The 23,098-nt window shown below is 38.5% G+C and carries 19 protein-coding genes; 3 read left to right on the forward strand and 16 right to left on the reverse strand.

The window, feature by feature from the left end:
* Window positions 1-11: 11 nt before the first annotated feature.
* Window positions 12-485, reverse strand: coding sequence for a GrpB family protein (locus EXE30_RS04395; protein WP_130161359.1), 474 nt, complete (start codon window positions 483-485; stop codon window positions 12-14).
* Between the two features lie 99 nt (window positions 486-584).
* Window positions 585-4,349, reverse strand: a complete 3,765-nt coding sequence (putA, locus tag EXE30_RS04400) for a trifunctional transcriptional regulator/proline dehydrogenase/L-glutamate gamma-semialdehyde dehydrogenase (RefSeq protein ID WP_130161360.1) — start codon at window positions 4,347-4,349, stop codon at window positions 585-587.
* Window positions 4,350-4,464: 115 nt separating this feature from the next.
* Between putA and EXE30_RS04405 the strand changes: the two genes are divergently transcribed.
* Window positions 4,465-4,956: an Lrp/AsnC ligand binding domain-containing protein gene (locus tag EXE30_RS04405; RefSeq protein ID WP_121929232.1), complete on the forward strand. Its 492-nt coding sequence runs from the start codon at window positions 4,465-4,467 to the stop codon at window positions 4,954-4,956.
* Between the two features lie 46 nt (window positions 4,957-5,002).
* On the opposite strand, the gene putP is transcribed toward EXE30_RS04405, so the two are convergent.
* The 5 genes from putP to EXE30_RS04430 all read right to left on the reverse strand — a co-directional run bounded on the left by putP (window position 5,003) and on the right by EXE30_RS04430 (window position 10,972).
* Entirely contained in the window at window positions 5,003-6,499 is a 1,497-nt protein-coding gene (gene putP / locus EXE30_RS04410; protein WP_121929233.1) for a sodium/proline symporter PutP, read from the reverse strand.
* A gap of 578 nt (window positions 6,500-7,077) precedes the next feature.
* Window positions 7,078-7,452: a glycine cleavage system protein GcvH gene (gene gcvH, locus EXE30_RS04415; protein ID WP_130161361.1), complete on the reverse strand. Its 375-nt coding sequence runs from the start codon at window positions 7,450-7,452 to the stop codon at window positions 7,078-7,080.
* Window positions 7,453-7,543: 91 nt separating this feature from the next.
* The gene (locus EXE30_RS04420; protein ID WP_121929234.1) at window positions 7,544-8,569 is read right to left on the reverse strand and encodes an AraC family transcriptional regulator; all 1,026 of its coding nucleotides are present in this window, start codon (window positions 8,567-8,569) and stop codon (window positions 7,544-7,546) included.
* A 115-nt stretch (window positions 8,570-8,684) separates the two neighbouring features.
* Entirely contained in the window at window positions 8,685-9,125 is a 441-nt protein-coding gene (locus EXE30_RS04425) for a MaoC family dehydratase (RefSeq protein ID WP_004670825.1), read from the reverse strand.
* Complete coding sequence (locus EXE30_RS04430) at window positions 9,125-10,972, reverse strand: ABC transporter ATP-binding protein (RefSeq protein ID WP_130161362.1); 1,848 nt, start codon at window positions 10,970-10,972, stop codon at window positions 9,125-9,127. Before EXE30_RS04430 ends, EXE30_RS04425 begins: the two co-directional genes overlap by 1 nt.
* 178 nt (window positions 10,973-11,150) lie before the next feature.
* Here EXE30_RS04430 and EXE30_RS04435 point away from each other — a divergent pair, with 178 nt between their 5' ends.
* Both EXE30_RS04435 and EXE30_RS04440 read left to right on the forward strand, forming a co-directional pair.
* Window positions 11,151-13,007 carry a non-contractile tail sheath protein gene (locus EXE30_RS04435; RefSeq protein ID WP_130161363.1) on the forward strand — a complete coding sequence of 619 codons (1,857 nt, stop codon included), beginning with the start codon at window positions 11,151-11,153 and terminating at the stop codon, window positions 13,005-13,007.
* Window positions 13,008-13,271: 264 nt separating this feature from the next.
* Window positions 13,272-13,451: a hypothetical protein gene (locus EXE30_RS04440; RefSeq protein ID WP_130161364.1), complete on the forward strand. Its 180-nt coding sequence runs from the start codon at window positions 13,272-13,274 to the stop codon at window positions 13,449-13,451.
* 171 nt (window positions 13,452-13,622) lie between these two features.
* Here the strand turns inward: EXE30_RS04440 and EXE30_RS04445 are convergent, their stop codons facing one another.
* The 9 genes from EXE30_RS04445 to EXE30_RS04485 form a co-directional block, all read right to left on the reverse strand.
* On the reverse strand, window positions 13,623-14,879 hold the full coding sequence (locus EXE30_RS04445; protein ID WP_130161365.1) for a mechanosensitive ion channel family protein: 1,257 nt from the start codon (window positions 14,877-14,879) through the stop codon (window positions 13,623-13,625).
* A gap of 115 nt (window positions 14,880-14,994) precedes the next feature.
* On the reverse strand, window positions 14,995-15,534 hold the full coding sequence (locus tag EXE30_RS04450; protein WP_005196718.1) for a DUF2058 domain-containing protein: 540 nt from the start codon (window positions 15,532-15,534) through the stop codon (window positions 14,995-14,997).
* 3 nt (window positions 15,535-15,537) lie between these two features.
* Window positions 15,538-16,218 (reverse strand): YoaK family protein, encoded by a 681-nt coding sequence (locus EXE30_RS04455; protein ID WP_130161366.1) that lies wholly within the window; start codon window positions 16,216-16,218, stop codon window positions 15,538-15,540.
* A 6-nt stretch (window positions 16,219-16,224) separates the two neighbouring features.
* Window positions 16,225-17,427, reverse strand: coding sequence for a serine/threonine transporter SstT (gene sstT, locus EXE30_RS04460; RefSeq protein WP_130161367.1), 1,203 nt, complete (start codon window positions 17,425-17,427; stop codon window positions 16,225-16,227).
* 185 nt (window positions 17,428-17,612) lie between these two features.
* Complete coding sequence (locus EXE30_RS04465) at window positions 17,613-19,325, reverse strand: SulP family inorganic anion transporter (protein ID WP_130161368.1); 1,713 nt, start codon at window positions 19,323-19,325, stop codon at window positions 17,613-17,615.
* A gap of 72 nt (window positions 19,326-19,397) precedes the next feature.
* Window positions 19,398-19,718, reverse strand: a complete 321-nt coding sequence (locus tag EXE30_RS04470; protein ID WP_130161369.1) for an ArsR/SmtB family transcription factor — start codon at window positions 19,716-19,718, stop codon at window positions 19,398-19,400.
* Between the two features lie 621 nt (window positions 19,719-20,339).
* Complete coding sequence (locus tag EXE30_RS04475) at window positions 20,340-20,906, reverse strand: TetR/AcrR family transcriptional regulator (RefSeq protein ID WP_130161370.1); 567 nt, start codon at window positions 20,904-20,906, stop codon at window positions 20,340-20,342.
* A 402-nt stretch (window positions 20,907-21,308) separates the two neighbouring features.
* Window positions 21,309-21,824, reverse strand: a complete 516-nt coding sequence (locus tag EXE30_RS04480; protein ID WP_130161371.1) for a hypothetical protein — start codon at window positions 21,822-21,824, stop codon at window positions 21,309-21,311.
* Between the two features lie 38 nt (window positions 21,825-21,862).
* The gene (locus tag EXE30_RS04485; protein WP_130161372.1) at window positions 21,863-22,915 is read right to left on the reverse strand and encodes a linear amide C-N hydrolase; all 1,053 of its coding nucleotides are present in this window, start codon (window positions 22,913-22,915) and stop codon (window positions 21,863-21,865) included.
* Window positions 22,916-23,098: the final 183 nt, after the last annotated feature.

Consider the following 23,098-nt stretch of genomic DNA (forward strand, 5'->3'; position numbering starts at 1 on the left):
GTTGTTTACTTTTAATTATTTTGATTAAGTACTTGTTGGATGAAGTTGGCTTTTATCGAGCGGTATTGGTCTTGTGATAAACCGATACATTGCTGCTTTAGTTGATTATATTCCTGAACCAGATGAGATGATTCTCTTAATCTATCTCGGAAAACTAGAAAATTTTGGAATTCCGATCCATTCGTCACAATCTGAAGCGCGACATCATCGTCAAATGACTCCAACATACAAAGATCGTCGGTACGTAACGTATCAAGCTTTTCTCTAAAGTTGAGTCTCTGAAGCTGGTTAATAGTATCTAAGAAATATTTTGCTGGAACTTCAATATAAATGTCTAAATCACCTTTAGAAATTGTATGAGGGATTGCAGATGAACCAATATGCTCGACGATTGCGTAAGGTGTAAGTTGTAATATTTGGACTTTATATTTTTCAAAAAGTTGTTGGCAGCGTTGTTGATATTGATTTGCTGGAAAGAATTGCATTTAAAATTTCTCATTTTATGAATGGATTTAAGTCTAGCAAAGTAATAAAAAACCCGAACCATGTAAACATGATTCGGGCTAGGAGATTGAGGACTAAAACTAGTCTTCAGATAAAGTCATCAAACTTGCATTACCGCCTGCTGCCGCAGTATTTACGCTAATGGCACGTTCGATGACGAGGCGTTCTAGAGGAATCTGTTCATCTACTTGCAGATGAGTGATACCTACGATTGCTCCAGAACGGTTCGCAATTTTATGTTGTAAGGTTTGTAGTTGCTCAACTGAACCTTGGTGCAATACGGCATCAAAGTGATCTGTTTCAACACGCGCAATAACTTTAATTGCGGCTAATACTTCTTTTGGTAGAGAAGCTTGGTGTTTAGCCAAGAATACGTTGTCTTTCAACACTGCCGCTGAACTACCAACCGCAAAAATTGCGAGAAGTTGTTGTAACTGAGCACGTTCATCATCTGCGATTGAGAGGACGCGATGACGAGGTAAGATAATGTATTGATTACTCTCACCTGTAGGGCCTTGCAATTCGTAGAACTTACCCACACCAAATGCAGGAATTGTTGTTATGGCTTGAGGCATATTTTGATTCGCCCAAGACAACAAGTTTTGGTAAGCAACATTTGATACTGCATCAAAATTTGAAATTTCAGCTTTCATTGCAAATGGCGTTGCCAAAACTTTCTCAGAACAATGTTCCATCAGGCGGTACATATAAAGGGGACCACCAGCTTTGGGACCTGTACCTGATAGACCTTCACCACCAAATGGTTGCACGCCTACGACAGCACCAACGATATTACGGTTGATGTATAAGTTACCCACTTCAGCACGTTGGATCACGGTATTAATGGTTTCATCAATACGTGTGTGCAGCCCCATGGTTAAGCCGTAGCCTTTTGCATTAATACGATCAATTAATTGCTCAAGTTCACCATATTTATAAGTGATGATATGCAATACAGGACCAAAGACTTCACGCTCTAAGTCATCAAGGTTTGGTAATTCAATCGCTGTAGGTGGAACAAATGTACCTTGCGCAAGTGCTTGTTGACTAGCGGCATCATTAAACATCAATTGATGAACAGGGTAGCCCTTAGATTTCATCTTTTGGATATGAGTATCAATTGTTTGCTTTGCTTCTTGATCAATCACAGGACCAATGTCAGTTTTCAAGATAGCAGGATGACCTACGATCAACTGTTTCATTGCACCTTTCAGCATTTGGATGACGGTTGCAGCACTATCTTCTTGTACACATAAGATACGAAGTGCAGAACAGCGTTGACCCGCACTGTCAAATGCAGAGCTTACAACATCTAACACAACTTGCTCAGTAAGTGCAGAAGAATCTACGATCATCGCATTTTGACCACCCGTTTCCGCGATTAACGGAATTGGTTGCCCATTTGCTGATAAACGTTTAGCGACAGTCTTTTGCAAGATTTTTGCAACTTCAGTAGAGCCAGTGAACATGATGCCTTGGATACGATCATCTTGGCTGAGTTGCGCACCAACTGTTTCACCACGGCCTGGAAGAAGTTGAACGACACCGTGTGGTACGCCAGCTTCCCATAAAATTTGTACGGCTTGAGCTGCGATGAGAGGAGTTTGTTCCGCAGGTTTTGCAATCACACAGTTACCGCTGACCAATGCTGCCGCAATTTGACCAGAGAAAATTGCAAGCGGGAAGTTCCAAGGGCTGATACACAGTACCGTACCCAATGGTTTTACTTGCGCATTTACAGGTAAGTTTTCAATTTGAGTAGCATAGTAACGCAAGAAATCTACAGCTTCACGAACTTCGGCAATTGCATTGGCATAGGTCTTGCCACTTTCACGACAAAGCAGAACCATAAGCTCTTGGATACGTGCTTCCATCAAATCAGCAGCACGTTTCAAGCATGTAGCACGTTCGATTTTATCTGTTACAGACCAACTTTTTTGTGCTTGTACGGCAGCTTCCAAAGCAAGCTGTACGTCGGCACTAGTCGCTTCATTGACATGACCCACCACTTCACTGTTTTGTGCAGGGTTTGTAATTGCAATCGAATTGCTAATGTCATGAACAGTCGATTCAAACCCAAGTAGTGGTGCACTTTTCCAAACGTGATGACGTAGTTTTTGTGCCGTTGCATCTAAGTCTGCTAATGGTTGATCGTTGTTTAAATCAAAACCATTCGAGTTTGGACGTAATGGATATAAATCGTGCGGAAGTGGAATCGCATGGTGCTTTAAACCTAATTGACCTTCTTCTTTTGCCGCAGTTTGAATATCTTTGATTGGAGACTGGATGAGGTCTTCAACTTTTAAAGTTTTGTCTGCAATACGGTTTACGAATGATGTGTTTGCACCATTTTCCAATAAACGACGTACTAGATAAGCCAATAACGTTTCATGGTTACCTACTGGTGCGTAAACACGACATGGAATACCCAGTTTATTGTCTGCTTTTGAACCAACCACTTGCTCATACAATGGCTCACCCATACCGTGTAAGCATTGGAACTCGTACTGACCCGGATAATATTTGCTTGGGTCTGCAAGCGTGTAGATCGTTGCAAGTGACTGTGCATTGTGTGTTGCAAACTGAGGATATACTTGCTCAGGTGCAGCCAGTAATTTTTTAGCACAAGCGATGTATGACAAATCCGTGTGAACTTTACGTGTAAACACTGGGTAATCAGTCATGCCATCAATTTGTGCTTTCTTGATTTCGCTATCCCAATATGCGCCTTTCACCAAACGAATCATTAAACGTTTGTTACTGCGTTTTGCAAGATCAACAATATAATCAACCACGTAGAAACAACGTTTTTGATAAGCTTGAATCACGAAACCAATACCTTTCCAGTCGGCAAGTTTTGGTTCAAAACATAAACGCTCAAGCAATTCGAGTGAGATTTCCAAGCGTTCAGATTCTTCGGCATCGATGTTTAAACCGATGTCGTAGTGTTTTGCTAGACAAGCAAGTTCAAATACTTTGTTGTAAAGTTCATGGTGAACGCGGTCGATTTGCGCACGTTGGTAACGAGGGTGTAGTGCAGAAAGCTTGATCGAGATACCCGGACCTTCATAAACACCACGACCATTGGATGCTTTACCAATCGCATGAATTGCTTGAGTGTAATCATCATAATAGCGTTCAGCATCATGATCAGTCAGTGCTGCTTCACCAAGCATATCGTACGAGTAGCGGAAACCTTTGTGTTCTAGTGGTTTAGCATGTTCAAGCGCTTCTTCAATAGTTTCACCAGTGACAAACTGTTCGCCCATCATACGCATTGCAACGTCAACGGCTTTACGAATGATACCACGCCCACTACGCGCTAGAAGACCTGTTAACACGCTCGACAAACTGGTTTGCTTCGGTGTTTCCATGAGTTTGCCAGTTAACATCAAGCCCCATGCAGCAGCATTAACGAACATGAGGTTACTTTGACCGAGATGTTCTTTCCAGTTGCCTTGGTTGATCTTGTCACGAATCAACAAATCACGGGTCGCTGTATCTGGAATACGAAGCAAAGCTTCCGCCAAACACATGAGCGCAACGCCTTCTTGAGAAGACAGTGAAAATTCTTGAAGTAAACCTTGAACGATACCAGCTTTACCTGTTGAGCTTTTACGTTCACGTAAATTATGCGCAAGGTTAAACGCTAGTTCATAAATTTTTTGATCAAGATCAGGAGAGATATTTGCTGCTTCAGCAAGTTCTGCTACTGATTCAGGTTCTGCACGTCGCCAAGCAGTATTAATACTTTGCTCAAACTCACTTTTTTCTTTAAATTCGGTGATATAACCACCCTTGTCGTGAGTCGTGTCCATTTGTGCGTGGGTATCCAATGTATTCATTGCTAAATTCCGATAACAATACTCTATTGAGTATAGAGGTTTAGATAATTTATGATTACAGAATAAAACCCGTATAACTCACTATAATTAACCCATTTTTTAGAGGAAAATTCAGTTGGATAGCCCTATTTATACATTGGATCGTACTGATTTGAAAATTCTGGATATTCTTCAAACAGATGGAAGGATTTCTAACAGTAAGTTGGCCGAGTTAGTGAATCTTTCACCAACAGCGGTTATGGCACGTGTACAGAAATTGACGAAGGACGAATTTATCTTGGGCTATGAGGCAAAACTCAATCCCAATAAGCTCAATGCAAGTTTTTTAGTCTTCGTAGAAGTGCTTCTAGATAAAACTACGCCAAACGTATTGGAAGATTTTATTGATGCAGTGACGCAATACCAAGAAATCATCGAATGTCACATGGTCAGTGGTGGCTTTGACTTTTTAATCAAGTTGCGTAGTGCTGGAATGGAGGAGTTTCGCCGTATTGCGGGTCAGATTTTATGGCAATTACCAGGTGTAAAAGAAACGCGAAGTTATCCGGTTATGCAGGTCATTAAGGACAGTTCTAAAATAAAAATCAAATCGCGAAGCAAATTTTAAAGCAAAAAAAGGGGCTCGAAAGCCCCTTAAATTTTATCTAAAATGATTATTTCATTTCTCTTGCATAGAGTTCATCAGCTTGTTCAAAGCGACTTGTTACATTTGAGTTCGGTGCCTTACCAAGTAAGCTCACCACAACGATACTGATCAATGCGAAAAGGAAACCAGGGATGATTTCATAAATGCCTGTATCGCCAAAGAAGTTCTTCCAAACGATGACTGTGACTGCACCGACGATCATACCTGTTAACGCACCGTTTAAGGTCATACGTTTCCAGAACAATGAAAGAATAATCAATGGACCAAATGCAGCTCCAAAGCCTGCCCAAGCATAAGCAACTAAGCCGAGAACTTTACTTTCTGGGTTTTGTGCTAAGAACAGAGCAAGCATAGCGACAGCAAATACCATCGCACGACCAATCCAAATTAACTCTTTTTGCGAAGCATTTTTACGGATCAAGCCTTTGTACAAATCCTCTGTCAATGCACTCGAGCACACCAATAATTGGCAACTCAATGTACTCATTACCGCAGATAAAATTGCGGCAAGAACGATACCAACTACCCAAGGATTGAATAAGATCTTGGTCAGTTCCATGAACACAGTTTCAGGGTTAGCGCTGACTGCTGCTGCAAGTTCTGGATGTTGTTGGAAATATGCGATACCAACAAAACCTGAACCAACTGCACCCGCTAGACATAAAATCATCCATGTCATACCGATACGACGAGCAGCAGGGATTGATTTAACTGAGTTGACCGCCATAAAGCGAACGAGGATATGTGGTTGACCGAAATAGCCTAAACCCCAAGCGGCCGCTGAAAGAATAGCGACTAAGCTTAAGTTTGAAGCAAAATCATATGCCTGAGGACGTGCTGTTTCAACTAATGCAGTAAACTGAGCAGCACCTGCATCCAAAGAGAGATAGGTGATGATCGGGAGTAATAGCAATGCAAAAATCATTAAGCCTGCTTGGAAGGTGTCGGTCCAACTGATTGCCAAAAACCCACCAATACAAACATAACCAATTGTTGCAAATGCGCCTAACATCAAGGCTGTGCCATATGGTAATTCGAACAATGTTTCAAATAAACGTGCACCAGCGACCATGCCAGAAGCACAATAAATCGCGAAGAAGACCAAAATAATCAATGCGGATGTTACGCGTAAGATTTTTTTCTGATCATCAAAACGACCTGTAAAATAATCAGGTAGTGTGAGGGCATTATTCTGCACTTCGGTATGTACACGTAACCGTCCTGCAACGAGATACCAGTTGAGCCACGCACCAATAATCAAGCCGATCGCAATCCATGCTTCAGATAGTCCAGCCAGATATATTGCGCCAGGTAAACCCATGAGTAGCCAGCCACTCATGTCTGATGCACCCGCCGATAAAGCGGTGACAAAACTACCTAAACTTCGTCCTCCAAGAATATAATCATCAAGACTTTTGGTAGAAAAATAGGCGTATAAACCTATACCCAACATGGCAATAATATATACCACGAACACAACAACAGTGGGATTAGAGAAATTCATAATGGATGCTCATCCTTATATATCCATAACGGTACAATCCCATCTGAATAGCCCAAAAATGATTTACTATTCTAATAAGATTGATAAGGTGACAGATTCAAGCACGATTGTTTTTTGAAACACTGTGATATACGTGTATGCTATTTGTATACTTTGTATAAATCAACATAGGTGATTGAATATTAGGCTTTTAATTTAAAATAACAGGTGGTTTTGTATAAAAATTTAGCTCTATCTATAAATAAATAAGTAAATAATTTTGGATATTTACAAATAAAGACGCTTAGATGATCAAAATATGGTATTGGAGGCGCGAAATATAGCTGGAATATATGAAATATGAAGTTACAAAGGTGGGGATTCAGAGAAATTCCATTGTAAAAAGCAGCGAATATTAAGCAGTTTTGCCAATGAAAAGGTATTTTCTACCTTTTCACAATCGCAAGGTTAAGAGATCTTGCCTTGAAAAAATTGTGCTTAGAAGTAGGCGCAATTTCAATTGATTTGGAATTAGAGTTCTAATCAAAAAGCCTAGTTTAATTTAAACTAGGCTTTTTGATAGATCAGTCTATAAAGGCTTATAGGCCTGATTCGTATTCTTCATTGGATAGAAGTTTTTCAACATCAGCCATATTGTCTGGTTTGATTTTATAGATCCAACCTTTGCCGTATGGATCTTCATTGACAAAATCAGGATCATCTTCAAGATCAGTATTTACTTCTACAACTGTACCTGAAACAGGTGCATGAATATCTGAAGCTGTTTTTACAGACTCAACAATACCAGCTTGTTCTGATGCAGTGACTTGGCTATCGAGTTCAGGTGTTTCTACATAGACTAAATCACCCAACTCATCTTGTGCATGGTCAGTAATACCTGTCACAACTAAGTCGCCTTCAATTCTTACCCACTCATGTGTACGCGCATACTTCAAATCTACTGGATGATTCATGACAACTCCTTAATAATCCATCTCATCATTTTTGTTTCGTTTTATACAGGGTTTTGATTAAAAACAAAAGTTTTATCAATTAAGCCCGATATTACAAATACGGATCTTTACGCCAGTTACTTGGACTACGACCACTCCAGCGTTTAAAAGCACGACTAAAATTTGCAACATCGGAATAACCTAATTCATCAGCAATTTGTTCTAGGCTATAATCTGTTCGTGAAAGTAGGGAAGTTGCATGACGATAGCGTACTTCATCCACCAAGGTTGAAAATGATGTTCCTTCCGCTGCAAGCTGACGTTTCAATGTACGATCTGACATATGTAAACGATCAGCCACGTTTTCAATACTTAGATAATGTTGTTCAGAGTTGGTCAGAATATCACGGACACGCATCGCTAAACGGCGGCGTTCACCCAAAGCAGATAACTCAGTTTCACACTGGTTAATCGCAATTTGGCTGGCAATAGGATCTGCATTCACCATTTTCAAGCCTAGATATTTTTTATCAAAACTTGATATCAAATGTGGCTGATTAAAGCGAACCGTACTGGTCAATTTGTCACGATATTTATCAAACCCATCTGGCTCAGGAAAATCTAAATCGACTTCACCACTTAAGTCTTCTATTCCTGTCAAAGCTTTAGCCATGGTCATGATACCAATGGTTAGCCCCAGAATAATTTCAGTTCGCAAAGGCTCAACTTCGATGTCACATTGTAGTTGTAAAGTTGCTTTAGGACCGAAAGTAGAAAAATAAAGTTGGAGAAAAGGCAAACGTAATTGAATAAAACGACTCGCAAGTGCAATCGCATCAGTGATGTCATGGGCGGTCATAATTGCATAACCAATGAAGCCATGAATCGAGATACGCATTTGCGTACCTAAATGAAAGCCAAGTGTACTTTCACCGGTGAGGCGTAAAGCATGCTTTACCAATTCATTGGCAATCGGCGTTGGAATTCGATAGTTTGGATCAGCCAGTTGTTCGCTCGTTAAGTGAAACGGAGCAAATAAAGTTTCATCGCTATAGCCCCAGCGTGAAACAACATCTAATAACAATAAGCCATAGACGCCTGGTATTCCTTGATCTTGTCGAGTTGAGGTCGTTTTCATGTGCTATCCGTGGCGGCTCATCGATCTTTACAAGTACTTTTCAAACATCTTTGCATGAAATAAAAGAATGAATCATAAAAATTGTTGGACAAGAGAGTCACCTAATCCTCAAAAATCAAGTTGGTTTTCTAAAGACCATAATTTTGGTTGTAGATATTAATAGCACATCGCCGTGTTGGTTCAAAGCTTGTGTGACATAGCTAACGATACCACGATCAAGTTTAGTTTTAGAGGGCACAATGGCGGTAATTTCAACATCGACATGGATTTTGTCACCAACACGGGTGGGACGGGGCCAGCGTAGACTAGATTCAGTACCCAATAGCCCTCCTGCGATTGGGAAACACTCAGTCCATAAACGCATCACCACAGCGGAAGTATGCCATCCACTAGCAGCTAAACCTTGAAAGATAGGGTGCTGTGCTGCTGCCTCTGCATCTAAATGGAAAGGCTGAGGGTCAAATTGACCTGCAAATTGTTTAACTTCCTCAAGGGTTATTTCATATTCACGACTGATGAAACGATCACCAATATTCAAATCTTCTAAATACAACATTATTCGGTGTCCTGAGTCACTCTTTGTTCAACTAAAAAGCCACCTGTTTGGCGTTTCCAAAGTTGGGCATACAAACCATCATTCGCTATCAGTTCTTCATGTGTACCTTGCTCAGCAATTCTGCCTTGATCAAGGACGATGAGACGGTCCATTTGTGCAATAGTAGATAAACGGTGCGCAATTGCAATGACCGTTTTGCCAACCATCAAGTCATTTAAACTGGATTGAATAGCAGCTTCTACTTCAGAATCAAGCGCGCTGGTGGCTTCATCAAGGATGAGAATAGGGGCATCTTTAAGAAAAACACGTGAAATAGCGATACGCTGGCGTTGTCCTCCAGAGAGCTTGACACCACGTTCACCGACATAGGCATCAAATCCGATACGACCTTTTTGGTCACTCAGTTGAGGGATGAACTCTTCAGCACGTGCTTTGCTCACTGCTTGTTGAATTTCAGCTTCACTTGCATTTGGACGACCGTATTTAATATTCTCTGCCACAGTACGATGCAAAAGTGAGGTATCTTGAGTTACTAATGCGATATTGGCACGTAAACTATCTTGAGTGACGTTTTGAATATCTTGCCCATCAATCAAAATACGGCCCTGATTAATTTGGTAAAAATGCAGTAGTAGTTGAATTAATGTTGATTTACCAGCACCAGAACGGCCCACAATACCGATTTTCTCGCCAGGTTTAATGGTCAAATTAAATTGATCAATCACATTTTTCTGATTATAAGCAAAACTCACATTTTCAAAACGAATCCCACCCTGTTGAACTTTTAATTCAGTCGCATCTTTTTTATCTTGGATCTGTATCGGTTTGCCTAAAGTTTTCATTCCATCTTGAATGGTACCGACATTTTCAAAGAGCATAGTGATATGCCACATGATAAATTCAGCTAGGCTATCGAGCTTCAACACCATGGCAGTTGTTGCGGCTATTACACCGATCGCGGCTTGACCTTGAGTCCATAACCATACAGAAGTGCCAATGACACCAATAAAAAGAAAAGCGCTCAACAGGCGAATACTAATTTGGTATTTCACTCCTAAACGCATTTGCTTATAAACAGTCTCCATGAATTCTTTCATGGACTCTTTGGCATACTGACTTTCTCGACCTGCATGTGCAAAAAGTTTGACGGTTTGAATATTGGTATACGCATCTGTGATACGACCTGTCATGATAGATCGTGCATCTGCTTGTGCTTGAGAAATCTTCCCTAGACGTGGAATAAAATAACTGGCAATCGCAATAAACAACACTAACCATATAATCAATGGTGCGATCAAAATAGGCGATATAGAGCCAAGTACAATACTGATAGTAATAAAATAAATCACCACATAAACCAGCATGTCACCAAGAATCATCCAAAACTCGCGTACAGCTAACGCTGTTTGCATTACTTTGGCTGAAAGACGTCCTGCAAAGTCGGTATGGAAAAAATCCAAGCTTTGTTGCAACAATAAATTATGAAAGCGCCAACGCATACGCATTGGAAAGTTACTAAACAAAACTTGATGTTTAATAATGGCTTGTAAGCTAACAAAGAAGATATTGGCAAATAATATACTAATCAGAATGGTTAGGTTTTGCTGATTGGTCGCAAAAAACGTATTTGGTTGACTGTTACTAAGCCAATCAACCAATTTACCAATATAAGAAAAGAACAGTGCCTCGAAACAAGCTGCTGCGGCAGTACAGGCGACCAGTAAGAATAAATAGGGACGAATGCCTTGCGTCGCTTTCCAAACAAATGCAAAGAAAGTGGTGGGTAATGGTTTGTTTAAGTCTTTGCTTGGATATGGATCGACTAATTTCTCAAACCACTTCAGCATTGTTTTTTTCCTTTAGGTTTAAAAAGTATAAACGTATAGTCATTATAGAATAGCAGAAAATTTAAGTTATAAACGTGAAAAGTGAACTTGTGCGCATTCTAAAGAGCCTAAAGTTGATTGAAATTCATTATTATCTAATATGAAAAACTAATGAAATATAACACTTGAGAAATATGATATGAAAAAACAATTTGAACACCTACAAGATTGTAATCTCATTATTGAAACTTCATTGATTGATCGTTTTCATCCTAAATATTGGCGGATTGATGGTCCGCAAACGATGTCTTTTGCGATCACAAATTATCAAAATGGCTTTGAAGCATCATTTCGATCTCGCACCACGACTGATTTAGCTGGTATCGTTTGGGATTCTCATGATGCTAAAGACCATAAATTTCTAGCATATGAAACAAAGTACGATTACTCAGGGGTGATTTGGGATTTTGATATTGAATTATCCGCTTCAATGCCAACCCTTAATCATGAAACACTTACACCTACTTTGACGGTCCATTACCTTGATCATGGTGAAGATAAGGTGGCTTATATTGTCTTGTTTAATTATGCCAACCAACCCACGGCTCGATCAGCACATATTCAGATCAATTGGGATACAGTAAAAGCAGGTTTCTCAGCCACAGACCATTTCCCTGTCACCAATATTCAGCGGATTTCCTTTTCAGCTTATACAACCACATATAATGGACATTCAACACTTCCACTCGCTCAAGCTGAAGATGGTTATATCCGCATATTCAACTCTATCACTACAGGGCCAAATGCAAAGCTGACTTTAAATCGAGTATCTGTACCACCGCATCATTATGGCATTTGTACCAGTTATGATGACCACTATGATCTAAACCCTCAGCGGCTTGTTGATAATATGAAAGCCTTGGGCTATCACGGCTTTATGAATCATTATTGTGGTATGTCTAAATATCCAGAGTTAATTTGGAAAAGTGATCTGAATAAGTGGCAAATTCCAGATACGCTTATGACACTTGAAGATGTGGTAAATCCATGCACGCGGATATGGCATCAACATTTTGCAAAAGCACTACATGATGCAGATATGCAGCCAGTATTTGGTGTGAGTTTTGAAATGTACTCATTAGGTGCAAATGAGTTTTGGGCTCAGCGGGACTGGAATAGCAATCTAGGTCGTACAGGTTATGAACCACCGAGTTATTTTTTTAGTCCATGTGATCAAAATGCACTAGCGTATTTACATAAAGTGTTTATTGAGTTTGCAGATATGATGGCAATAGGTGGGTGTGAGGTAAATATGCAAATTGGTGAGCCGTGGTGGTGGTATAACCAAGGCACAGACCTACCTTGTATTTATGATTTCCCCACCAAACTCGCTTTTAATGCGGATACTGGATTATACGCACCAGATTTAGGCACAATCTATGACGCTGTGCATAAGACAGGTACACCGTATGATGAGTTTAAAGTGTGGTTAAGAAATAAATTGGGGCACACATGTCAAAACATTCGTGCTGTGATCAAAGCAAAATATGCAAACGCTCAAGTCTGTCCATTAATTTTCTTTCCCACGATTCGGACGCCAATAGAAACTCTTGCGACGGACATTAACTATCCTCGTGAGCATTATTCATATCCGAATTTTGATTACATAATGACGGAAGCTTATGATTGGATTTTGGAAGCAAAACTGGATTTGGCCCATCAAGCGGTAGCGGAGATCTCAACACAAGATTTGAACTATCCCGAAGATAGAGTTGCTTACTTAGCTGGATTCGTCCCAGATTCTTCAATTGCACATCTCTATGGCTTTGATCACACCAAGCCTTATAGAGCACCCATCTGGCAGCGAATTTTTGGAGATATGCAGAATAATCATCCATTAGGACTGATGAAGCAGTTTATTTGGGCATATCCACAATTGATGTCGGATTCAATCACGATTGATATTACGCAAGCGCCAAACGGTTTCTTTGTTGGAGAAGTATTTTATTCTCCAATTGCTGATGACGCTCCATATCCTCCTGAGATCTATTTATAAGTAAGTTGATTAAAAGCCTTTATGTAGAGGCTTTTAATCATCATTGACCAAACACATAGTAAAAAATTAATAGTGTGCATTTTGCTACTGATTTTTAGTTTAAACAGTGTTATCTATTTGAAATATAAAATGATGATAGGGTGGTAGTGCTCAATTTCACTAAAGAGAGATGATGAGCGGTCATAATAAAGCGATAATAATACTAGAACTCTGTATGTAAAACAGCAATAATTGTGATGCGCTTCACGAATATATGGATGTTAAATGTTAAAAAAAGTCGGCAATTTAAGTGTTTGTTTGTTGTTCATCGCTAGCATGTTTTTTCTTATTCGTGGTGCTCCATCTATTGATATTGTTTTAATTACTATTTCACTGGGTTTGATGATGGCAGCATATTTGTTGGCATCGGAATTTAATTTGAATTTACTGAAGTGGACCAAATAATTTTATAAAATTTGAAATTTTGTAAAATAGATGACTAGAGAAAGGGTTTAAGAATAAATATACCTAGCTAGCTGTCGCTATGAAATTTTTATCTATACCTCAATGGCTTGAAGTTCTGCGTCTGTCCATTCATTTGGATCGAGTGAGAACTTCAGGCCATTGTGGTTTTATCTAATTGATCTTTTCGGCATTTACTTCTTGAATAAAGCTCTGAAAGTCATGTCCTGATGGTGCTTGGTAAATTCTTAAACCGAACTCAGGGATAATAGCAATCAGATGGTCAAAAATATCAGATTGAATTGCCTCGTAAGATGCCCATGCAATCGTATTGGTAAATGCATAAATTTCCAAAGGCAAGCCTTCACTCGTTGGTTGCAGTTGACGAACCAAAATTGTCTGATTCTGTGCAATTCCGTGGTGCTGACGTAAGTAAAACTCAACATAAGCCCTAAACGTTCCCAAGTTGGTTAAACGTCGTTGGTTATATCGGGACTGATTACTTAAATGCGTATTGAACTCTTCAATTTCCGATTTTTTAGCATCAAGATATTGATCTAACAACAAAAAATCCTTGAGTTTTTGTTGTTCTTCATCACTCATAAAATGAACACTACTTTGATCAAGGAAAAGTGAACGTTTCATTCGACGGCAACCTGCGTTGCTCATTCCACGCCAATTTCGAAAGGTATCTGTTACAAGTTTGTTGGTGGGAATAGTGGTAAAGGTCTTATCAAAGTTCTGTACAGTCACGGTATGTAATGACATATCAATGACATCGCCGTCTGCGTTTAAGGATGGCATTTCAATCCAGTCGCCTATACGAACCATATCATAAGAGGTGATTTGTACACTGGCTACCAAAGAAAGAATTGTGTTTTGGAATACGAGCATTAACACCGCTGCCATTGCCCCGAAGCCAGCAAGCAACGTGAAAACATCTCTTTTCAGAAAGGTACCTAAAATTAATAGACCACAAACCACAAATAAGACAAGCTTAACCAGCTGTAGATAGCCTTTAATGGGTTTATTTCTTGATTTAGGGTTACGTTGGTAGATAAGGTTGAAGATATTGAGTGCTTCACTGATCGAAAGTGCGATGGTGAGGAAAATAAAGGCCTGAGCACCCATTTGCACAAGACTGATCACTTTCTCTGGCAGATGAGGAACAGCGGTGATGCCGTTCATGATCACAATAGCAGGGATGATATTGGCAAATCGACGAGTCACACTATGTTGTGAAAATATTGTTTGATTTGGAGATTTGAACTTGGTGATTAAATGACGAATACCACGAACAATAATTCTTTTCGCAATGAAATTTGCCAGCGCTGCAAATAAAATTAAAACGATGAGGGCAAGTAACATCTCTAGCCAAGGAAAATGGCTTAATTCCGCTCGAATATCACGTATAAAATTTAAATAATCCAAAACCCAAACACCTTAAAATTCTTTAATCGAGAATTGTAAGCTGTAATAGGGCTTTAGTTATTTTTAATCACAGTTTATATACGATCTGTAAGGCGTTTTTACAGAGTTAAATGATTTACCACATCAGATCATCAGGAATGACATAGGCTGCGTATGGATCTTCTTCATCTGTAGTCTGGCTATTATTTTCAGTATTGTTGTTAACTAAGATGAATCCTTGCATTTTCTGATCAATTTTCTCGGCTAATTCTTTAGGAAGACAAGCATAACTGTCTTGATCTTTTGCAATGACCAGTGAGCCAGAAACCAGTGCGTTATAGACCTGTTGAGCAAGGTAGATTTTCTTAATTTTATTATCATCAATAAATTGATAAGCAATATCGCCATCAGTTTGCTGTACTTTGTGTTGTTTGATCATTTGGATAATTGAAGCTTTAAGGGCTTTTTCTTCCAAGATACGTTGTTTCTCTGAATTGAGCGCTTGGTCTTTCGCTATTTTTTCTTGTTTGGCACGATCAATCTCAGCTTTAAATGTTGCATCATCGTTTTGCCCTGTACGTTGCTCATGTTGCACTTGTTTGGTTAATTTTTTCGCTTTTTTATTATCCACCAAACCCGCTTTTAATAACTGAGCTTGCAATGCATTTTTAACCATAATTCAATCCAAATTTAAGTTTGATGAAGAACGAAAATAATAAATCCAATATGCCATACTCATCACAAGGCTTAAAGCGGTAGGGATGAGAAAGGTTTGTAATTTTAGATAGGGATACAGCACGCTTGCAATCAGCCCGCCTACTAAAAACCCAATAAAGATAAGGAAATGTAGAACGATACGACGTTTTTCAACTGTTAATCCGCGAGCCTTATAACCTAGAGCTAAGCCAATATCAGTGAGCACACCAGATAAATGGGTTGTGCGAATGATAGCACCTTTATAATGGCTGACCATGGCATTTTGCACGCCCATTGCTACGCAGGCCCATAATAAGCCATAGCGAGGAAAGTAAGGGATGAGCAACCATGCTAAAAACAGGAAAAATGCCACTAAGCTCAGTGGAAATCCGTAATGTCGTCCTAGGGCTAGATTGCCATTTCCAAGAATAAGACCGCTATAAAAGGAACCGATTACAAAACAAATAACGACTAGGCTTAAGTAGATTAGATGATCTGGCTGCCAATCCAGTATATTCATGGCCAATAAACTAACATTACCCGTCATATGAGAAACGGATTGATGCAGGAGGGTAAATAAACCCAAAACGTTCACCATCCCTGCATTCAATGCCAATAAAAAAGCACCCAGTTGAATCCAATTTGGTAAACGTTGAAATGGCATATAAACCTATGAGTTTAGACGGTCTCTGAAATCTACAGCAGCAGTGAATAAAACATCTGTTGATGAGTTGAGTGCTGTCTCGGTTGAATCTTGTAATACACTAATGATCATACCAATTGCAACGACTTGCATCGCAACTTCTGAGGATATACCAAATAGGCTACACGCAACTGGAATAAGCAATAATGAACCACCCGCTACGCCAGAGGCACCACATGCAGAAACCGCTGCAACAACAGACAGAATTAACATTGTACTAAAATCAACATGAATGCCAAGCGTATTGACAGCAGCGAGTGTTAATACAGTCACTGTTACCGCTGCACCCGCCATGTTTATGGTCGCGCCAAGCGGAATAGAAACTCCCGCAGTTGCTTCATTAACGCCTAAACGTCGTGCGAGGTCTAAGTTCACAGGAATATTTGCTGCTGAGCTGCGAGTAAAGAAGGCAGTAATCCCACTTTCTTTCAAACATATAAATACGAGTGGGTAAGGGTTTGCACGCATTGTAATCGCAACAAGAATTGGATTGATCACCAGTGCTACAAAGATCATTGTGCCGATCAACACCATTAATAAATGAGCATAGCTTGTCAACGTTGCAAAACCAGCCTCAGCAAAGGTCACTGCGACTAAGCCAAAAATACCGATTGGTGCAAAACTAATCACGATATGGATAATTTTATTTACGGCATTTGAAACATCATTTAAGACTTGTTTCGTTGATTCAGAACTGTGACGTAGGGCTAAACCTAAACCAATTGCCCAAGCTAAGATACCAATAAAATTGGCATCACTGATTGCTTGTACAGGATTGGCAATAAAGCTAAGCAGTAGATTTTTTAAGATCTCAGCAAGATTACCAGGTGCTTGTAATTCAGACTGAGCGGCGATATTCAAAAAAAGCTGGCTAGGGAACATGATACTTGCAATGACGGCACTGAATGCAGCGAACAGCATTCCGAGGACATACAAAGTCATGACGGGTCTTAAATTAGAATTTTGACCCACTTGAAAGTTTGCAATTGAAGAAAGTACGAGTACAAAAACTAAAATTGGTGCAACAGATTTCAAGGCTTTAATGAATAACTCACCTAATAAACTTAGATAAGGTGTGAAACTAGGGAATAGCAATGCCACGCCAATCCCTAAAAAAATAGCGATAATAATTTTGCTAACTAAACTTAAGCGAGACAATACATTAAACATATGAAGGCCTTATAAACCTATGCACGATTTAAGGTTAAACAAGCGCCGTATTCTATACCTAAGCGCCCTGAATATTAAAATTTTTTTTGCAACCTAATTACTTTAAAAATACTGTAAAAAATAACGTAATGTTTTTAAAAAGTATTTTAGAAAACTAGGGGATATCTTTTTGAGTGAAAAAACAGCTATAACGTATTTGTTTCAGTAGTGGGCTGAGGGGAAAGCGCTTGTATTGCTTGGTAATGTGATAGAAATATTCGACCACTCAGCTCATTTATCAGTTCAGATTTGGATAGCTTATCGATTACAGGTCCTTTCACTTCTGATAGGTGTAGTTGGATCTGTAGTTGCGATAATTCTTGATTTAAATCCTTTAACATTTCAAGTGCACTGAGATCAATATTGCTAATACTGGAGCAATTGATGACGACATGTTCTATCTGTGGATTTTGACTAAGCTGTGTAATTACATGACCTTTTAATATGTGAGCATTTAAAAAGCTAAGATTTTCATCAACGCGAAATGCCACAACGTTTGGTGTGGTAATAACATCATATCGTGATACGTTTCTAAAGTGCTGAGTGCCTTCGATTAATCCAATGACTGCAATATGCGGGCGGCTTATCCGCCAGAGTAATAAGACAAACGTTAAAACAATACCAATGATAAGTCCTGTCGAAATATCAATGCAGGTCACACCTAGAAAAGTCACCCACATCGCCAAACCATCAGCTTTTGAATAACGCCATGTGTCAATGAAAGGTGTCAGCGTCACAAGTTTCCATATTGAAACAAAAATGGTGGCAGCTAGAACGGCTAAAGGTAGATTTTCAAATAGACCCGTAAAGTATAAGCTTACGAGGATCATTAATAATGAAGAAAGAACACCTGAGATCGGTGTTTTTGCACCGGCATCTGCATTGACCACCGTTCTAGATAAACTGCCAGAAACCGCAAATCCTGAATTTATGCCTGCTGCAATATTTGCTAATCCTAATGCGATCAGCTCTTGGTTACTGTTTAAATCATCACGCTTTTGTAATGCTGTTGCTTGAGCAATTGCCAATGACTCAATAAAGCTAATCATTGCAATCATAAAAGCACTAGGTAGTAGTTGCTGAATTAAAGTCCAGTTCCATGTTGGAAAACTCAGGCTAGGTAAAGCTGAGGGAATGGCACCAACAGTTTTAATACCGTGGTGGTCTATCCCTAAAGCGGAAATAAATACAATGGATAAAAGTAATAGGAGTAGGGGAATAATTTTATTTATAAAATGGGATTGAATAAATTTAGGGAGTAAGACCAGTATGCCAATCGCTATGATTCCAAATCCAAGGTTTGTAAAACTAATGTTCTGGAGGTTTTGAGATAGGCTTACGAAGAATTCAGGAATATTGTTGGCTTGTAAGGGAATATCGAGTAAAAACTTGAATTGACCAAGTGCGATTAACAATGCGGATGCAATGATAAAGCTTTGAATAACTGGGTGGCTAATCAGCTGAATTAAAAAACCAAAACGAAAAACACCTAAAATGAGTGATATCACACCCACTAAGACAGCCAAAAGACAGGCAGCTTCTATATAGGCAGCTGAACCCACTGGGAATAGTGGATTTAAGGCTGCAAAAACCATCATAGAAATAATGGCAACAGGACCAATGGACAGCGTGGAGCTACTACCGGTAAAGGCATAGACAATCATAGGGAGTATACTTGCGTATATTCCCATGATTGGGGGTAAGCCCGCCAACATGGCATAGGCCATACCTTGAGGAACAAGCATCGCCAAAACAATTAAAGCAGCTGTTAAATCAGACCTAAAACTGGGGAGCTGATAGTTGCGTAACCATTTTCTTGCAGGAAATAGTACAGTGAGGCCTTGATTTAACTTTTTCATGTCTAACATTTTAAAGCATAAATTCGTATATATTATGCAGAAAAAATGCTAAAGAAACGAGTGTTTGTTCTCTTATGAGGGCTCTGTTTCAGAACAGTAATGCTCATACAATGTATTCAAGATGATATTTAGCTTTGGATCAAGAATTGAATAATAAATTTGTTTCCCGTCACGACGCGTAGAAACAACGTTACTTTTGCGTAGCATCATTAATTGTTGTGAAAGTGTCGGTTGAACGATGTTTGTGAGTTCAGCTATTTGTGTGACATTGAGTTCTTTTTGGGTCAAATGACACAAAATAATTAACCGATCGGTATTTGCTAGAGATTTAAGTACATTAACAACGCTACCTGCAGACGCTCTCATCGCCTCAATTTCAAGATTTTTTTGCATACTCTACCTGCTACCAGAAAACCGAACCAAGTATAAGATGGGTATTTAAAAGAATTGTTGTAAAACTGAATAATCACAATGGTTTTTAATGACATCGAATATCAGAAAAATTGATAACCATAAGCAATAATGATAATGTATTAACTATTTTTGTAATAAATGCAAACTGATTAACATTTGGTGTGGTGAGGGGTGAATAAAGCTATAAATTTATATTAATAAGCTATGATTTTTAAATTTTACTTCACAATAAAATTAAGTGGTTAATATAACTAATGAATATTAAAAAAATTAAAAAAATGGTTGTGCTTTGAATAAAAGTCTATAGAATTGCGGCTAGGACAGAATAATCTGTCTGCATAAAAAGGAACGGAAGTGTGAAAGCACAACCGCCAGAGGGTAATAATACTTATTATTTATTTACACTTAGACGCAAGCGTGAGCTAGAAAAAAAATTATAAATCACGCTTTATTTTTTTGGTCAATTACTTCATCACAATAGATAAAAAAAATCCCTTTATGTCTAAAGGGATCAGTTCGTTATACCTTTTTCTTAATAATTCATGCCCACTTTGTATTTTTCCTAGCAGGATAAACAAGAGGGTTCTATAAAAAATTTATTTAGGCAAGTGTCTGTTCAAAGCTGATCAGGTGTTCTACGCGCTTCCAATACTCGTTCATTTCAACCGAGTGCTTATTTACGTGTGCTTGAATCGTCATACCATCTAAGATACTAACAATCAAAGTTGCTAGGTGGATTGGCGTAGGAATACCTATATTTTGTAGTAAATCTTGCACTAAGGCAGTTAACCAAATTTTATATTGAGTTGCAGGTTCTAAAGTTGAAGGGTAGATTTTTATAACTTCTTCAAGCGCTTTTTGAAACATGCAACCATTAAAATCTTCGGTGTTAAACCATGCTGAGTACCATTCAAAAATTCTTTTCAACTGCCCCATATGATCATTTGGATCGCACTCAGTTAAAGCACTGTTTAGCGAAGCTTGTAGATTTTGGTTGCGTTGAATGAGACATTCTTGAATCAGTTTTTCCTTGGATGGAAAATATTTATAGAAAGTCATTTTTGCAACGTTTGACTCGCTGATAATTCGATCGACTCCAACCGAGTTGTAGCTATGCGAGTTAAATAGTCGTAATGCTGTGCTAATAATATCTTCTTTTTTTGACATATAACGCCTCGAGTTTGCTCTTCGCCAAGAGCATTTTTTGCATTTCATTATGCAATTTTGGCAAATATTTTACATGGTATTTGAGAAATATCATAGGGGTAAATAGCAATATTTATTTACTTGATTTTTAAATTAGCTCCCCATGTTCTCAGTTAAAATCAGCAGTATGAGTTTATATTTGTAATAAAAATCCGTTATAAAAATATTTGTAGTTATTAATCAGTATAAACTGCTTTGCGACAAACCTGATTTGAATAATCCTGTTGTTTTGACATTATCGTCATTTGACAAGTTTTTAAGTAATTAAAATTGATAATCATTTTCATATGATTGGTTGGGATTTTGATGGATGGAATGGTCAATTATCAATAAATAATAACTGACCAAATTTTATTTAAGTGGTTATTTAGGTTGTTGTTTCGGTAGGCTTGCAATGAGTCGAGCAAAGTTTTTGGAAAGTGTAGATGATTGTGTTGGTGTATATACTGAGCGTTGAATCATTCCTTTATCGGTTTCAATGGATAGCTCAACGTTTTTCGCGCTTCTCAATTCATAAAGAAACGAGCTTGGGAGAACAAAAGTATTGGCTGAGTGTTTAGGAATAAGCTTATTTATATATTTCTGTTGAGTTTTCTCAGTAGGACGGTAGTTAATTGACTTGCCATCAATTAAGAAAGTCATACCTGTTATATCGTAATATTGATAAGTACTTGTCAACGCAACATCAACTTTTAGCTGCTCTTTTTGTTGTTTATCCCATTCGACAATCACATTCGGGCAGATTTCATTACTCTTACAAATTAATGAACCTGCTGTAGCCAAATGGTCAAGAGTGGCCGTTGTTGTTGGCGAATTCTGCAAACTTGTACAACCAGCTGCCATTACAGCAATACTAAGTAAACACAGTGTTTTTTTCATATTTAAGTTCTCTAGTTGATTCTAAGTCTAGACGTTTATTAATGTGATGCTGAACCAAGAAATTCAAATGGTTTCGCTATTTTGAATTGATTGGTCGCATCACCGGCAAAGGTATTTTGCTGGTCTTTTCCAAGATCAAGTTTACGTGTAACACCATCTTTAAAATTGATTTTCTTTAAATCAATCCAAAAAACATTCGGGGATACAGCTGATTCAAAGAAATAAAGTTGTTGTTTGTGATCCGCAACTGTTCTCCAACGTGTTGATGAGATATTGGGTTCTTCGGCTGTATTTAAACCAAATGGTACGGATGCATTGCGAATAACGCTAAATACTGAGGCGATCGCTTCTTTCGGATTATTGTTTTTAGGAATGGCATTGATGTAAAAAGAGGCGCGTGCAAAGCGATCTGCGGCTCTATTGGTGCCTGGTAACATCACGGTGCCACCAATTTGCTGCCAGTAGGTGTTAAGTGCAAGTTGTTGATCAAAGGTTGGAGAATTCGTCATGACTTGATATTTTTTACTATGGTGAATGACCTGTTTGCCATTGATGTATTCAATGATTGCACTATCACCAGTTTTATCAGAAAGAGATAAGTGTAGTGTTGCTAAGCGTTGTTCACCGGGTACATTATCGGTAATGATGATAAAAGGTTCTTTTTCTAAGGCACGAACAGCTTCAGCAACAGTTGCATAATTATCAAGTACGTACTGTGCCCATGCTGAAATACTTAAATGGGGTTTGTTTGATTTTTTTGAGTCTGGATATTGAGACTCAACTAACCAAAGCACATTCGCGACAAGACCAACTTCGTTCATTCCATCTGTGGTGGAAACATCATAACCTGAAGCGATTACGCTGCCATATTTTGATTTCCATTTTAATGATTTTGGACCTGCATTACTATCTCGATCTGCGCCACTGGGCATGATCCATAGATTGCTACCGACATCGACTTTCCAGTCCATAGAGCGAGCAGTGATGACATGATTGTCATTGCCCAAATACACAGCTCTCGTGCAAGCTTGAACAGTTTGTAAGAATATAGAAGAAGCGATAAATGAACAGAATAATGTTTTTTTAAACATGTTTTGGCTCCGTTTTAAGTCAAAAATTTATTTAGAAGAAAGATATATTTTTAAATTATTAATAAGTAGTTTATAAATTTTTTATTGGTATTCAATCATTAAAATGTAATTGTTATAAAAATAATCACTTTGATATTTCCAAGTATAATTAAACAACTGTAGAGAAAAGATTAATTTAATATA

This window comes from Acinetobacter halotolerans, from assembly GCF_004208515.1.
GTDB classification, from domain to species: Bacteria; Pseudomonadota; Gammaproteobacteria; order Pseudomonadales; family Moraxellaceae; genus Acinetobacter; species Acinetobacter halotolerans.